The organism is Kitasatospora sp. NPDC041988 (assembly GCF_055588525.1).
The window spans coordinates 25909-39512 of record NZ_JBVJCO010000051.1 but is presented as its reverse complement, the minus strand read 5'-3'; the positions used below and the strand labels follow the sequence as shown (position 1 = coordinate 39512).

Sequence of the window (13604 nt, the reverse complement as noted above, 5' to 3'; positions counted from 1 at the left end):
CTGAGAGGGCTGCGCTGAGAGAGCGCTGCGCTCTGCGAACTCTGTGCTGCGCATGCTGAGCCGGGAGCGCGCAGCCGGAGCGCTCAACCGGAGAAGCCGCCCGCGGCCGTCGGACGAACAGACGGCCGCGGGCGTCGGCGCGTGAAGACTCCGGGTGTGGCGTGTGGGCGCTTCAGGCGCGCCAGACGTTCGGATGGCGAGGTCGATGGCCGCTCCTACGGCGTGACGGCCGTCACCAGCTCCGGACCTGCCGGATGATCCGCCGCCGCAGCAGCACCGTCCGGCTGCCGTCGGGGAACAGACGCAGTCTGTCCAACTCCCAGTGCCCGTACTCGGCATGGTCGGTGAGCAGTTGGCGTGCCGCATTGCGCGAGGTGCCGCGCGGCATGCGCAGCGACTGGTACTCGTACTCCGGCTGCCGGACCGGCTTCGGTGGGGTCAAAACGCTCCTCCTGAGGGACACCTTCGGGCAAGCCTACGGCCTGCCCCCGACAACGGGCCCGGGTATTTTCGGCCGTGCTCCCACCGAGCCTCCACCCGTGGCCGCGCCTGCGAATCACAGGCCCATCGGCGGCGACTCGCCCGCACCGCGCCTGTGTCGCGCCCGCGTCGAGGCCCGCGCCGAACCCGCGATCCTGACAGTGCATCAGTTCCGTTTCTCCTTCTGACGGGATACCCCGATCACGGCTCGCCAAGCGGCACCCGGACGGCCCACCCGTGCCGTCCCCGGGGCCCGCGCGCGGGGCGTACGCGGGCACAGAACCACGCGGATCGGACATCAGGGGGGAAGTTGCGGTGAAATCGCGGGCGTAGGTGACAACCGCTGTGCGTACCGACACCGCGGGGAGATAGCGTCTGCACCATGTCTGATGCCGCGCAGCCCACCATTGCCGAGGTACGCGCCGCCGCCGAGGCGGTCAAGGCCGCCATCGACCGTCATCTGGAAGCGGTGTCGAGCCCCAGCGCAGCGGACGATCCCGCTGTGTTCGCCGCCTACGAGCAGCTCGCGACGGCGGCCATCGCCTACGACCAACTCCTCTACGAGGTCTACGACGAGGTCACCCCCTTCGAGGTCCCCGGGGACGAGGGGCCGGGCGGGTTCCATGGCCCCGAGCAGCCCGAGGCGATCAGCGTGCTGATCCGCCGCGACTACCACGTGGTGGACTCGAAGCGGCTGCGCGCCCAGGCCGAGCGGCTGGAGGACTCGCTGACCCCCGGCGGGGGTGGCACGAGCGGGCTGAACGCCGCGATCGGCGTGCTGTTCGGAGAGTACGAGCCGGACGAGATCGCCGCCCGCAGCGAGGAGTTCGGGCTGGAGGAGGGCGACTCGACGCTCTGGGTCGCGGCGGCCGAGCCGACCGAGCCGGGGGAGTGGCTGCCGGAGCCGTTCGAGCACGCGGACCCGCAGCTGCTGATCTGCCGGTTCGACGTCAGCGAGGTCTACGACGACGAGGACGTCGACGACTGACAGTGAGGATGTCCATGAGCGGTTTCCCGGACAGGTCCGACCCGACGACCGAGTGACCTCTGGTCGCCGACGGGATCTGTCGACCTCGTCCGGGAACCGCTCGTGTGCATCCGCCGGTCCGGCCTGCGTGACTTCACAGGAGCCGGGCCCCACGCCCCGAGCCGCTCCCCGTACGGTCCGCGGTGTCCGCCACCGTCCCCGGCTGAGTGCCCGGAGCCCCGGTGCTCAGCGGCCGGTGGCGGCTCCGAGCTGGGCGAGCAGGGTTTGGTTGTCCTCGATGTGCCAGTCTTCGGTGATCCGCGTCGTGCCGACGTGCTGGATGTCGATCGCATGGAACTCGACGCGCCGGCCCCGCCCCGGCACGCCGTCGAAGACGCCGGTGAAGTGGCCGCGGAAGACCAGCCGCGCGGTGATCCGGTCGCCGGCGATCAGCAGGTCCGAGAGTTCGCAGGTGAGGTCCGGCACGGCGGCGCGGAAGTTACGCGAGATCCATGAGCGTGCTTTATGGAAGGGCCGACAGCCGTGGGGGGGGGGGGGGGGGGGGGGGGGGGGGGGGGGGGGGGGGGGACGGGGGGGGGGGGGGGGGGGGGGGGGGGGGGGGGGGGGGGGGGGGGGGGGGGGGGAGGAGAGGGGAAAGGAGGTAGGGGGGGGGGGGGGGGAGGGAGGGAAGGAGAGGGGGGGGCGGGAGGTCGGCCCCCCCCCCCCCCCCCCCCCGGGCCGAACTCTGAAACACCGTTCAGGAGCCCACGGCGCACGGCCCACGGCGGATGACGCACGGTCGCCCGCAGCCGTGGCCCGCACCTGTCGAAACAGCTCAGGACGCGCTGACGAAGTCCACGTTCTTGGTCTCGACCGTGCCGCCCGTACGCCCGGGCGCCTTCTGGTTGGACCAGTACAGGTTCGTGTGGGCGATGACCTGCTCCGGCTTCGGTGCGCCCCAGGCCGTGAGGTCCTCGGTGGTGTGGGCGTCGCTCACCAGGATCGCGTCGTAGCCCCTGGCGAGCGCGCCGTGGAGCGTCGAGCGGACGCAGAAGTCGGTCTGCGAGCCGACCACGACGAGGCGTCCGACCCCGAGGCCCGCCAGCTCGGCCTCCAAGGTGGTGTCCTCGAAGGAGTCGCGGTAGAGCTTCTCGACGAGCGCCTCGCCCTCGCCGGGCACGAGCTCGGGGACGATCTGCCAGCTGTCGCTGCCAAGGACCAGCTCCTCGTCGGAGTGCCGGACCCAGACGACCGGGACCTCTTCCCGCCGCGCCTTCTCGACCAGGCCGGCGATGTTGGCGACGACCGCATCGCGCTCGTAGGCCTCCTGGACGACGCCGTTCTGTACGTCGATGACGAGGAGCGCGGTGTTCGGCCGGTTCTCGAGTGTGGTCATGATCTCCCCTTGCTCATGCCTTGCGCAGGCTGGACTCGTGCCCCCGCACAGTAGACCCGACCGCCGACAACGGGTCGGACCGACCCCTCCGCGACGACGGTGCGAGGTCGGTGCGGGGTCGGTTCCGGGCGGAGGCAAGCCCTAGTACGCCTGGGCGGCGTTCTCGGCGAGGATCGCGCGCAGGCGGGTGGTGCGGGGCTGGGCAGGGCGCTCGGTGACGGCCTGGGGGAGGGCCGGGCCGGCGGCGTGGACCACCGAGAGGTGGCGCTCACCGCGGCCGAACGCCGTGTAGACCCACTGGCGGGTGAGCGCCGCGCCCGCGTCCTCCGGGAGGACGACGACGGCGCCCGGCCAGCGGCGGCCGACCGCCTGGTGGACGGTCAGCGCCCAGCCGTGCCGCAGCCGGCCGGCCTCGGCGGGCGGGACGGTGCGGCGCGAGCCGTCGGCGTACTCCAGGTGCAGGCCGGTGGCGTCGCCGTCGACCACCCGGGCGGGGCGGGTGATGCCGGGGGCGGGGGAGTCCACCACCCGGTCACCCGGGTCGAAGCCGCCGAAGCGGCCCGGGCCGGGGTTGAGGCGGGCCTTGGCGGCGGCGTTCAGCGAGCGGGTACCGGCCGGCCCGCCGTGGCCGGGGGTGAGCAGTACCACCTGCTCGGCCGGGATGCCGAGCGCGCGCGGGATGGAATCGGTGAGCAGCTGGATGGCGCGGTGGACGGCCTCGCCGCCGTCCTTGGCGGTCAGGATGACCACCTCCTTGTCCGGCGCCTCGACCGGCTGGAGCTCGCCGATGCCGACACCGGAGACCAGCTCGCCGATCGGGCCGAAGTCCGGGGTGCGGGAGGCGACCGTCGGGCAGACCTTGGCGGCCAGCAGGTCGGCGAAGAAGCGGCCGGGGCCGGCGGACCAGAGCTGGCCCGGGTCGCCGCTGAGGACCAGCCGGGTGCCGTCGGCGAGCGACTCCAGCAGGGTGGCGGCCAGCTCGACGTCCAGCAGCGGGGCGTCGAGGACGACCAGGACGTCCAGGGCGAGCGTGCCGTCGGAGGAGTGGCCGGGGCCGGCCGTCCCGGCCAGCAGCTCGGCCAGGGTGGCGACGGACAGCGGGCCGTCGGCGAGCGCGGCGAGACTGTCCCGGCCCTGGTCGGTCCAGGTGGCGGCCCAGGCACGGAGGCCGAGACCGTCGGCGGCCCGGACCAGGGCGGCCGGCTCGGCCCGGGCGGCCTCGCCACCGGTGTGGGTGACCAGGGCGCTCTCCGCGACGGCCCGGATCAGGGCGGTCGCGGAGGAGGACGGTGCGGCGACGGCGGCCGCCTCCCAGGCGGCCGGGCCGGGGGCGGCGGGCCCGGCGGGGGCCGGTTCGTGGGTGGCGTCTTCCCCACCGGACTCGCCGGACTCGCTGGATTCGCCGGACCGGCCGGACTCTTCCGACTCTTCGGGGCCGGACGAGCCCCCCACTTCGGGAGCCCCCTCGACACCGGCGTCCTCGACAGCGGCGTCCTCCGCCTCGGGGCCGTCCTCGCCGGGGACGAAGGTCGACATCAGCTGGACCAGGCCCTCCGCGAGGCTGTCCTCCGCGAGTGCCAGCCGCTCCAGCGCGAGCAGCATCCGGGTCGGCGGCTCGTCGTCCTCCTCGCCGCCCGCGCCGTGCGCCTCGGCGCCGGTCAGCTCCTCCTGGAACGGCAGCGCCCGGCCGTCGTCCATGGCCGCCTGCAGTGCGGCGGCGGTGTCCGGCAGGCCGAGGCGGTCGAGCCCGGCGGTCACCTCGCCGATCTCCACGGCGGAGTGGCCGCGCAGCGCGGCCTGCTCCAGGAGCCACGGCACCAGCGCCTGGGCCCGGCGCGGGTCGCCGGGGCCGGCAGCGGGGCCGAGCAGGCCGCGGGCGAAGCCGTCCGCGTGCTCGGGGCGGACACCGGCCAGGGTCAGCACGGCCCACGGGTCGGCGCGCAGCTGCTCGGCGGCGCCGTCGCCGAACGCGGCCACGGCGGCGGCCGCGAGGTCGGTGGGCGCGCCGCCCGCGGCCAGCACCTCGGCGGTGTCCTTGAGGGCCTGGGCGCGCTGCTCGTCGCTCTCGGCCCGGACCGGGGACGGGCGGACGGCGGTCGCCGCCGCGGGCTCCGGGGCCGTGGCGGCGTCGCCCGCGGGGGCAGTGGGAGCGGCCTGGCCGGTGGGCGGGGCCTGGGGCGCCGGACCGGCCGACTGCTTCCCGACCGTCCGGATCGCCGCGGCCAGCGCGGCGACGGCGGCCGCCTTGTCGGTGCCGCCGCTGCCGCCGCTACCGCTGTTGCCGCCGCTGACGCTGCCGCCGTCCGGGCCCGGGGCCGCCGAGGTCTCCTCCGGAGCGCCGTTCTCCGTGTCACTCATCGTTCGCTCCAAGAAAGGTCACTCCACTGCTGGGCGCCGGCCCGCACCGGTGGCGGGGCAGCGGGCCGCAGGCGGCCGCCCCGTCGCGGTGAGCGCGGTCGGCATGGTCGGGACGGCCCGGCCGCGCGGGGCGGCGGCGCCGGTGGGTCGGTCGAGTCGGTCGGAACAGGCCGGCGGCCGGTCTCAACGGGTCGATGCAGGTCGGTCGGGTGGTCGGTCGGTCAGGTCACATCAGTTCACATCACGCCAGGTCGGGTCGGGTTGAGCCAGTCGTCGGGTCGGTTGTCCGGCGCCCCGGGCAGACCGAAGGCCCGCCGGGCGAGACCGTCCCGGGCGGGGGCGGCGCAGCCCTAGAGCTCGCTCCACCCCTGGTCCGGGTAACGGTGGACCGGCGACGAGATGTCGTCGAGCGCACCGCGGATCTCACCCGGAAGCGTAAGCGCCTCCACTGACAACGCCGCCTGCAGCTGTGCCACCGTCCGCGCCCCGACCAGCGCGCTCGCCACACCCGGCCGGTCCCGGACCCAGGCGAGCGCCACCGCGAGCGGGCTGCTGGCGAGGCCGTCGGCGGCGGTGGCGACGGCGTCCACGATCCGCCGCGAGCGCTCCCCGAGGTAGGGCTGGACGAACCCGGAGAGGTAGGGCGAGGCACCGCGCGAGTCCTGCGGGACGCCGTGCCGGTACTTGCCGGTGAGCACGCCGCGTCCGAGCGGGGACGAGGCGAGCAGGCCGACCCCGGCGTCCTGGGCGGCGGGCAGCGCCTCCCGCTCGATGCCGCGCTGGAGCAGCGAGTACTCCAGCTGCGCGCCGGCCAGCGGCACCCGGCCGTGGTGGGCGTGCTGCCAGGTGGCGGCCTTGGCGAGCTGCCAGCCGCTGTAGTCGCAGACCCCGACGTACCGGGCGCGGCCGGAGGTGACGGCGATGTCGAGGGCGGTGAGCGTCTCCTCGGCCGGCGTGGCCGGGTCGAAGGAGTGCACCTGCCAGAGGTCGACGTAGTCGGTGCCGAGCCGGCGCAGTGAGGCGTCGAGGGCGGCGAGCAGGTGGCCGCGCGAGCCGTCGAAGCGGCGGGCGGATTCGGGGACGCTGCCCGCCTTGGTGGCGATGACGAGGTCGGAGCGGGGGATCAGGTTGTCGGTGAGCCGGGAGAGCAGGTACTCGGCGCCGCCGTCCGCGTAGACGTCGGCGGTGTCGACGAGGTTGCCGCCGGCGTCGACGAACTCCTTGAGCTGCTCGGCGGCTTCGTGCTCGTCGGTGTCGCGGCCCCAGGCCATGGTGCCGAGGCCGAGCCGGGAGACCTGCAGCCCGGTTCGGCCGAGGTGTCGCTTTTCCATCGGACGGGCCCTCCACTGGCCTTGGACGCGGGTCGCCGGGTACGTCGGCCCGCCTGGCAAACGCGCAGGTGGGGAGAGGCGTCCCCACGTCGGCTGAGCGTAGCGGCCGGTGCCCGGGCTGGTGTGCAGACCCGCAGAACGATCACTGCCCCGCAGGACGATCACCGCGGGCCGGCCACGGCGGGACGGTCACCGCGGGGAGAGCACCGCCGGACCGCCCGAATGTGTCCCGGCCCACACCTACCGGCCAGTAGCATGGCCGCCGACTGCGCGGTTACCCTCGCGAACAACCCGACTGGAAGGCTTGGCAGATGCGACTCGGTATCAACCTCGGTTACTGGGGACTCGGCATGGACGCCGACAACATCGCCGTCGCCCAGGAGGCGGACCGGCTCGGCTACTCGGTCTGCTGGGCCGCCGAGGCCTACGGTTCGGACGCGGCCACCGTGCTCTCCTTCGTCGCCGCGAAGACGGAGCGGATCGACATCGGCTCGGCGATCTTCCAGATCCCGGCCCGCACCCCGGCCATGACGGCGATGACGGCGGCCACCCTGGACACCCTCTCCGGCGGCCGGTTCCGGCTCGGCCTCGGTGTCTCCGGCCCGCAGGTCTCCGAGGGCTGGTACGGCGTGAAGTTCGACAAGCCGCTGGCCCGCACCCGCGAGTACGTGGAGATCATCCGCAAGGCGATGTCCCGCGAGCGGCTGGTGCACGAGGGCGCCCACTGGACGCTGCCCCTGCCCGGCGGGCCCGGCAAGCCGATCAAGCTCACCGTGCACCCGGTGCGCGAGCACATCCCGCTGTACATCGCCGCGATCGGCCCGAAGAACCTGGAGCAGACCGGCGAGATCGCCGACGGCTGGCTGGGCATCTTCTTCTCGCCCGAGCACGCCGCGCTCTCCCTCGACCCGCTGAAGGCCGGCCGGGCCAAGGCCGGGCAGACCCTGGAGGGATTCGACCTCTGCCCGACCGTCACCATCGCCGTCGGCGAGGACATCAAGGCCGGGGTCGACTCCCAGCGCTCCTACGCCGCGCTCTACATCGGCGGCATGGGCAGCAAGGAGAAGAACTTCTACAACCAGCTCACCCGGCGGATGGGCTACGAGCAGGCGGCGGACGAGATCCAGGAGAAGTACCTGGCCAAGGACTACGCGGGCGCCGCGGCGGCCGTCCCGCACGACCTGATCGACGCCACCTCGCTGGTCGGCGACACCGCCCGGATCGCCGACCGGATGCAGGCCTACGCCGACGCGGGCGTCACCACGCTCACCCTGGCGCCGGCCGGCTTCACCCTCGACGAGCGGCTGCAGGCGCTGCGGACCGGTGTCGAGGCCCTGGAGCGCGCCGGGCTGGCCTGACCCCGACCGCCCCGCAGCTGCCGGCCCACGCCCGCCCGGCGGGTCCGACCCGCCGGCCGGGCGCCACGGGCGGCGCCCGGCGGGGCCAGGTGCCCTACAGCCAGCCGTGCCGCTTGAACACCCGGTGCAGCACCACGCAGACCAGCACCATCAACGCCACCGCCCCCGGGTACCCCCAGGGCTGGTGGAGCTCGGGCATGTACTCGAAGTTCATGCCGTACACGCCCGCGATCATGGTCGGCACGGCGGCCAGCGCCGCCCACGCCGAGATCTTCCGCATGTCGTTGTTCTGCTGCACGCTGACCTGCGCCAGGTTGGCGCTGAGGATGTCCGAGAGCAGCCGGTCCATGCCCTCCACCTGGTCGTTGGTCCGGGCCAGGTGGTCGGCGACGTCCCGCAGGTACGGCAGCGCCTCGTCGCGGACGAACGGCACGCCGCCGTGCTCCAGCCGCATCATCGGCTCCAGCAGCGGGCCGGTGGCGCGGCGCACGGTCACCAGCTGGCGCTTGTAGCCGTAGAGCCGGCCCGCGGTGTTGCGGCCGACCCGGCCGGGCGCGAACACGTCGGCCTCCAGCTCGTCCAGGTCCGCCTGGAGCGCGACGGCCACGTCCACATAACCGTCCACCACCGCGTCGCAGACCGAGTGCAGGACGGCGCTCGGCCCGTACCTCAGCACCTCGGGCTGGGCCTCCAGCTCCGCCCGCAGCCCGCCGAGCGGGGTGTCGGCGCCGTGGCGGACCGTCATCACGAAGTCCTCGCCGACGAAGACCATCACCTCGCCGCTGGTCACCGCGTGCCCGCCGGGGTGGTAGCCGAGCGTCTTGAGCACCACGAACAGGGAGCCCTGGTAGGCCTCCACCTTGGGGCGCTGGTGCGCGCTGACGGAGTCCTCCGCGGCCAGCGGGTGCAGCGAGAACTCCGCGCTGACCTGGTCGAGTTCCTCGGCGGTCGGCTCGAACAGGCCTATCCAGACGAAGCTGCCCTTGCCGGCCGCCCGCGCGGCGGCGAGGGCGCCGGTGTGGTCCTCGGGGCCCTCGATCCGGCGGCCGTCGCGGTAGATGGCGCAGTGGACAATCATCGGGCCATTGTGGCCCCTGGACGACTGCGCCGGCGGCACCCCGTCCGCTGTACCGGCGCTTGACAACAAGCCCGCCACCAGGTCCGCCGATCGGTACCGGCCCGGCACCGGCCCGGTACCCACCCGGTACCCACCCCGGCAGCGCCCCGGCGCCGCAACCTCCCGCCCAAGGCCCGCGCGGGAGGCCGTACGCTAGGCCCCATGCCCACCCTGCTGCTCGTCCGCCACGGCCGCTCCACCGCGAACACCGCCGGAATCCTGGCCGGTTGGACCCCCGGGGTGGACCTCGACGACACCGGGCGCGCGCAGGCCGCCGCGCTGGCCGGCCGGCTCGCCGGGATCCCGCTGGCGCAGGCCGTCAGCAGCCCGCTGGAGCGCTGTCGGCAGACCCTGGAGCCGCTGCTCGCCGCCCGGCCCGAACTCGGCGCTCCCACCGAGGACGAGCGGCTCGGCGAGTGCCACTACGGCGACTGGACCGGCCGCCCACTGGCCGAGCTGGCCAAGGAACCGCTCTGGCGCACCGTCCAGGACCACGCGGCGGCGGCCGCCTTCCCCGGTGGCGAGTCGTTGCGCGAGCTGAGCCACCGCACGGTGAGCGCGGTCCGTGAGTGGAACGAGAAGATCGCCGCCGAGCACGGCGAGAACGCGGTCTGGATCGCCTGTTCGCACGGCGACGTGATCAAGGCGGTGGTGGCCGATGCGCTCGGCCTGCACCTCGACCACTTCCAGCGGATCAGCGTCGATCCCTGCTCGGTCACCGCGATCCGCTACACCCCGCAGCGTCCCTTCGTGCTGAGGATGGGCGACACCGGCGACCTCGCCTCGCTCGCCCCGAAGCCTCGCGACGGCCGCAGCGACGACCAGGCCGGCGCCCCGGACGGCGACGCGGTGGTCGGCGGCGCGACCGGCGCGGCCTGAGCGGAGCCGGACGAGTCCGGACCCCGGCTCGGCTCCCCGGGCCGGGCCGGGAGGTCGTAGGGTGACTAACGGGCCCCACCGGGATCCCGGTCCACCCGAACGAGACCAACCCCGAACGACCTCCGAACGCCCCTGAACGACCAGTACCCGAACGAGCAGTACCTGAACGACCAGCCCCCGAACGACCCCTACCACGATCGAGACGATCCGGAGCGAGAGCGTGCCCCGTCAGGTCTTCTTCTACGACCAGCCCGAACGGTTCGTGGCCGGCACCGTCGGCCAGCCCGGCGCCCGGGCGTTCTACCTGCAGGCCTCCGCCCGGGGGCGGATCACCAGCGTGCTGCTGGAGAAGACCCAGGTCGCCGCGCTCGCCGAGCGGATCGAGGAGGTGCTGGACGAGGCGCTGCGGCGCAGCGGCGGCGACACCGCGATCCCCGCCAGCGCGCCGGTCGACCTGCTCGACACCGCGCCGCTGGACCTGCCGCTGGAGCAGGAGTTCCGGGTCGGCACCATGGCGCTGGCCTGGGACAGCATCGACAGCCGCCTGGTCGTCGAGGCGCAGGCGGTGATCGAGGACGAGGGCGACGAGGATGACGACGACGCCGCCGAGGCCGTCTTCGAGGACGACGAGAACGGCCCGGACATGCTGCGGGTGCGGCTCACCGGGGCGATGGCCCGGGTGTTCGCCAAGCGGGCGCTGGACCTCGTCGCGGCCGGCCGCAAGCCCTGCCCGTTCTGCAATCTGCCGCTCGACCCGGAGGGCCACCTGTGCCCGCGCGCGAACGGCTACCGGCGCTGAACACCAAGACCCCTCCGCAGGCGGACCCGGTGGCCGGCGCCGCCCTGGCCGCCGACCCGCCCGCCGCACTGCACCTGTTGCGCGAGGGCGCGCTGACCGTCCACGGCCGGCTGACCGACGCCTCCAACGCCGCGCTGTACTGCAGCATCACGCTGGACGACCTGGCCGCGCAGGCCGTCTACAAGCCGGTGGCCGGCGAACGCCCGCTCTGGGACTTCCCGGACGGCACGCTGGCCGGCCGTGAGGTCGCCGCGTACGAACTCGCCGCCGCCACCGGCTGGGCGCTGATCCCGCCCACCGTGCTGCGCGACGGGCCGCACGGACCCGGCATGGTGCAGCTCTGGGTGGAGCCCGATCCGGACGCCGACCCGCTGCTCGCCCTCCAGGACCCGCAGGGGCCCGAGGACGGCTGGCTGCCGATCGTCCACGCGGAGGTGGGCGACGGGCGCACCGCGCTGCTCGTCCACCCCGACGACCGGCGGCTGCGCCGGCTGGCCGTGCTGGACGCCGTGCTCAACAACGCCGACCGCAAGGGCGGTCACCTGATCCCCGCCGCCGACGGCAGGCTCTACGGCATCGACCACGGTGTCACCTTCAACACCGAGGGCAAGCTGCGCACGCTGCTCTGGGGCTGGGCCGGACAGCCGCTGCAGGAGGAGGCACTGGAGGTGCTGGACGGCCTGGCGGAGCAGCTGGACGGCGGCCTCGGCGAGCGGCTCGCCCCGCACCTGACCGCCGCCGAACTCACCGCCGCCCGGGCCAGGGTGGACGGGCTGCGCCGGACGGGCCTGCACCCGCTCCCGTCCGAGGACTGGCCGTCGATCCCCTGGCCGCCGGTCTGACGCACGCCCGTACCCACCGGCCGGTCTGACGCACGCCCGTACCCACCGGCCGAACGCAGCGCGTGAACACGCCGGGCGCAGCGCCCGAACGCGCAGGCCGGTCCCACCCGGCCGGGATTGGTCTGGACCGGTGCGGCTGCCCGGCCGCACACTGCTCCGATGGACGAGCGACGGACCACTCCCCACCTGGACCTGCCGCTGCACCGGTTAGAGGTCCCGCTGCCGCACCTGCTGCCGTTTGCGATCGGCAGTTTCGACACCATCGGCCCGCTCTCCCGTGCGGGCTTCCCCCGCCGGTACTCCTTCTTCGAGATCGTCCATGTCACCGGCGGCGCCGGCGCCCATCGCTGGTCAAGCAGGCCACCGGCCGTACGCCCGGCCGGCTGATCCGCCGGCAGCAGACCCTGGAGGCCAAACGGCTGCCCGCCTGCACCTATCTGACGATCCGCCAGGTCGGGTTCACCAACGCCGAGGGCGCGTTCGCCCTCGCCGGCTGGGAGCCGCCGAACGTGCCGGCGCTCTGGCGGCGGCTGTAGCCGGCCCTCCCGGCGGCAGGGCCGGCGGGGCGCTCACCCGCGCCCTCGCGAGGGGCGTGACGGCAGTGCCAGGCCGCCAGTCGCCGGTCACTATCAGTCCGGAAGCGCTCAGGCAACGAAAGCAAACGAATCCAGTCGATCTTGCATACTGGTTAGGCTTTCAAATGTTCGCACGGTTAAAGTCATTCCCATGCATGCCTGGCCCGCCTCCGAGGTTCCCGCCCTGCCTGGTCAGGGGCTCCCCCTTCGTATCCATGACACCGCAGCGGGCTGTATCCGGGAGGTCGTGCCGCAGGACGGCACCGCCCGGATCTACGTCTGCGGCATCACCCCCTACGACGCGACCCACATGGGCCACGCCGCCACCTACAACGCGTTCGACCTGGCGCAGCGAGTGTGGAAGGACGCCGGCCACGACGTCCTGTACGTGCAGAACGTCACCGACGTGGACGACCCGCTGCTCGCCCGGGCGGTCGAAACCGGCCAGGACTGGGTGGCGCTCGCCGAGCGCGAGACCGCGCTGTTCCGCGAGGACATGACCGCCCTGCGGCTGCTCCCGCCGGCCCACTACATCGGCGCCGTCGAGTCGATCCCGTGGATCGTCCCGCTGGTCCAGAAGCTGCTGGCGAGCGGCGCCGCCTACAAGGTGGACGGCGACATCTACTTCTCGGTCGACGCCGACCCGCACTTCGGCGAGGTCTCCGGCCTGAGCCGCGAGCAGATGCGCCCGGTCTTCGCGGAGCGCGGCGGCGACCCGGACCGCCCGGGCAAGCGCCACCCGCTGGACGCCCTGCTCTGGCTCTCCGCCCGTCCGGGCGAGCCCGCCTGGGACACCGAGCTGGGCCACGGCCGCCCCGGCTGGCACATCGAGTGCGTCGCCATCGCGCTGCAGTACCTCGGCATGTCCTTCGACATCCAGGGCGGCGGCAGCGACCTCTCCTTCCCGCACCACGAGATGGGCGCCGCGCACGCCCAGGTGGCCACCGGCGGCCACCCGTACGCCAAGGCGTACGTGCACGCCGGCATGGTCGCCCTGGACGGGCACAAGATGTCCAAGTCCCGCGGCAACCTGGTCTTCGTCTCGGCGCTGCGCCGCGAGGGCGTCGACCCGGCGGCGATCCGGCTCGCCCTGCTCTCGCACCACTACCGCGAGGACTGGGAGTGGACCAAGGGCACCCTGGACGAGGCCGTCGAGCGGCTCGCCCGCTGGCGCGCCGCCGTCTCCCGCCCGGACGGCCCGCCGGCCGAGGCGCTGCTCGCCGAGGTGCGCGAGGCACTCGCCGCTGATCTGGACGCGCCTGCCGCACTGGCCGCGGTGGACCGCTGGGCGGCCCGGCAGGAGGCCGGCGGCGGCGAGGACATCGGCGCGCCCGGCCTGGTCTCCCGCACGGTGGACGCGCTGCTCGGCGTCGCGCTGTAGGCACCCGCACGGACGGAAGGGGGGGGCGGAAACACGGGCCCGCCGCCCCCTTCCCTCCCCCCAATGGGGTTGTCCGCTTGTCTCCCGCCCGCACCACAGAACTCCGAAACACCCCTTCTTT

12 protein-coding genes and 1 pseudogene are annotated in these 13604 nt (G+C 74.1%); 7 read left to right on the top strand and 6 right to left on the bottom strand.

Translation table 11 applies throughout. The annotated features are described in order from the left end of the window. Positions 1-232 precede the first annotated feature (232 nt). The gene (locus tag ACZ6NC_RS34900; RefSeq protein ID WP_037846781.1) at positions 233-442 is read right to left on the bottom strand and encodes a DUF5703 family protein; all 210 of its coding nucleotides are present in this window, start codon (positions 440-442) and stop codon (positions 233-235) included. Positions 443-862: 420 nt separating this feature from the next. On the opposite strand from ACZ6NC_RS34900, the gene ACZ6NC_RS34895 reads away from it, so the two are divergent. Beyond that, entirely contained in the window at positions 863-1468 is a 606-nt protein-coding gene (locus ACZ6NC_RS34895) for a hypothetical protein (protein ID WP_465737887.1), read from the top strand. Between the two features lie 225 nt (positions 1469-1693). Here ACZ6NC_RS34895 and ACZ6NC_RS34890 read toward each other — a convergent pair whose 3' ends face one another. The 4 genes from ACZ6NC_RS34890 to ACZ6NC_RS34875 all read right to left on the bottom strand — a co-directional run bounded on the left by ACZ6NC_RS34890 (position 1694) and on the right by ACZ6NC_RS34875 (position 6532). Beyond that, positions 1694-2230 carry an ester cyclase gene (locus ACZ6NC_RS34890; RefSeq protein ID WP_465737886.1) on the bottom strand — a complete coding sequence of 179 codons (537 nt, stop codon included), beginning with the start codon at positions 2228-2230 and terminating at the stop codon, positions 1694-1696. A 52-nt stretch (positions 2231-2282) separates the two neighbouring features. Further along, entirely contained in the window at positions 2283-2843 is a 561-nt protein-coding gene (locus ACZ6NC_RS34885) for a cysteine hydrolase family protein (RefSeq protein WP_465737885.1), read from the bottom strand. A gap of 141 nt (positions 2844-2984) precedes the next feature. Beyond that, positions 2985-5201: a helix-hairpin-helix domain-containing protein gene (locus ACZ6NC_RS34880; RefSeq protein ID WP_465737884.1), complete on the bottom strand. Its 2217-nt coding sequence runs from the start codon at positions 5199-5201 to the stop codon at positions 2985-2987. Positions 5202-5551: 350 nt separating this feature from the next. After that, positions 5552-6532, bottom strand: a complete 981-nt coding sequence (locus tag ACZ6NC_RS34875) for an aldo/keto reductase (protein WP_465737883.1) — start codon at positions 6530-6532, stop codon at positions 5552-5554. Positions 6533-6843: 311 nt separating this feature from the next. On the opposite strand from ACZ6NC_RS34875, the gene ACZ6NC_RS34870 reads away from it, so the two are divergent. After that, positions 6844-7890 (top strand): LLM class F420-dependent oxidoreductase, encoded by a 1047-nt coding sequence (locus ACZ6NC_RS34870; protein ID WP_465737882.1) that lies wholly within the window; start codon positions 6844-6846, stop codon positions 7888-7890. A gap of 94 nt (positions 7891-7984) precedes the next feature. On the opposite strand, the gene ACZ6NC_RS34865 is transcribed toward ACZ6NC_RS34870, so the two are convergent. Further along, the gene (locus ACZ6NC_RS34865) at positions 7985-8968 is read right to left on the bottom strand and encodes a magnesium and cobalt transport protein CorA (protein ID WP_465737881.1); all 984 of its coding nucleotides are present in this window, start codon (positions 8966-8968) and stop codon (positions 7985-7987) included. 201 nt (positions 8969-9169) lie between these two features. On the opposite strand from ACZ6NC_RS34865, the gene ACZ6NC_RS34860 reads away from it, so the two are divergent. The 5 genes and pseudogenes from ACZ6NC_RS34860 to mshC all read left to right on the top strand — a co-directional run bounded on the left by ACZ6NC_RS34860 (position 9170) and on the right by mshC (position 13483). Next, complete coding sequence (locus ACZ6NC_RS34860; RefSeq protein WP_465737880.1) at positions 9170-9886, top strand: MSMEG_4193 family putative phosphomutase; 717 nt, start codon at positions 9170-9172, stop codon at positions 9884-9886. A gap of 220 nt (positions 9887-10106) precedes the next feature. Continuing rightward, positions 10107-10685, top strand: coding sequence for a DUF3090 domain-containing protein (locus ACZ6NC_RS34855; protein WP_465737879.1), 579 nt, complete (start codon positions 10107-10109; stop codon positions 10683-10685). Positions 10686-10729: 44 nt separating this feature from the next. After that, a complete protein-coding gene (locus tag ACZ6NC_RS34850) occupies positions 10730-11527 on the top strand; it encodes an SCO1664 family protein (protein ID WP_465737909.1) in 798 nt (265 codons plus the stop codon). A 159-nt stretch (positions 11528-11686) separates the two neighbouring features. Then, a pseudogene (locus tag ACZ6NC_RS34845) lies at positions 11687-11893 on the top strand (AraC family transcriptional regulator); the annotation flags it as partial. Positions 11894-12253: 360 nt separating this feature from the next. Further along, entirely contained in the window at positions 12254-13483 is a 1230-nt protein-coding gene (gene mshC, locus ACZ6NC_RS34840) for a cysteine--1-D-myo-inosityl 2-amino-2-deoxy-alpha-D-glucopyranoside ligase (protein WP_465737878.1), read from the top strand. Positions 13484-13604: the final 121 nt, after the last annotated feature.

Excerpts from the sequence above, each read along its gene's own strand:
- ACZ6NC_RS34895 (WP_465737887.1), top strand. The coding sequence starts at position 863 with ATGTCTGATGCCGCGCAGCCCACCATTGCCGAGGTACGCGCCGCCGCC.
- ACZ6NC_RS34885 (WP_465737885.1), bottom strand. The coding sequence starts at position 2,843 with ATGACCACACTCGAGAACCGGCCGAACACCGCGCTCCTCGTCATCGAC.
- ACZ6NC_RS34880 (WP_465737884.1), bottom strand. The coding sequence starts at position 5,201 with ATGAGTGACACGGAGAACGGCGCTCCGGAGGAGACCTCGGCGGCCCCG.
- ACZ6NC_RS34875 (WP_465737883.1), bottom strand. The coding sequence starts at position 6,532 with ATGGAAAAGCGACACCTCGGCCGAACCGGGCTGCAGGTCTCCCGGCTC.
- ACZ6NC_RS34870 (WP_465737882.1), top strand. The coding sequence starts at position 6,844 with ATGCGACTCGGTATCAACCTCGGTTACTGGGGACTCGGCATGGACGCC.
- ACZ6NC_RS34865 (WP_465737881.1), bottom strand. The coding sequence starts at position 8,968 with ATGATTGTCCACTGCGCCATCTACCGCGACGGCCGCCGGATCGAGGGC.
- ACZ6NC_RS34860 (WP_465737880.1), top strand. The coding sequence starts at position 9,170 with ATGCCCACCCTGCTGCTCGTCCGCCACGGCCGCTCCACCGCGAACACC.
- mshC (WP_465737878.1), top strand. The coding sequence starts at position 12,254 with ATGCATGCCTGGCCCGCCTCCGAGGTTCCCGCCCTGCCTGGTCAGGGG.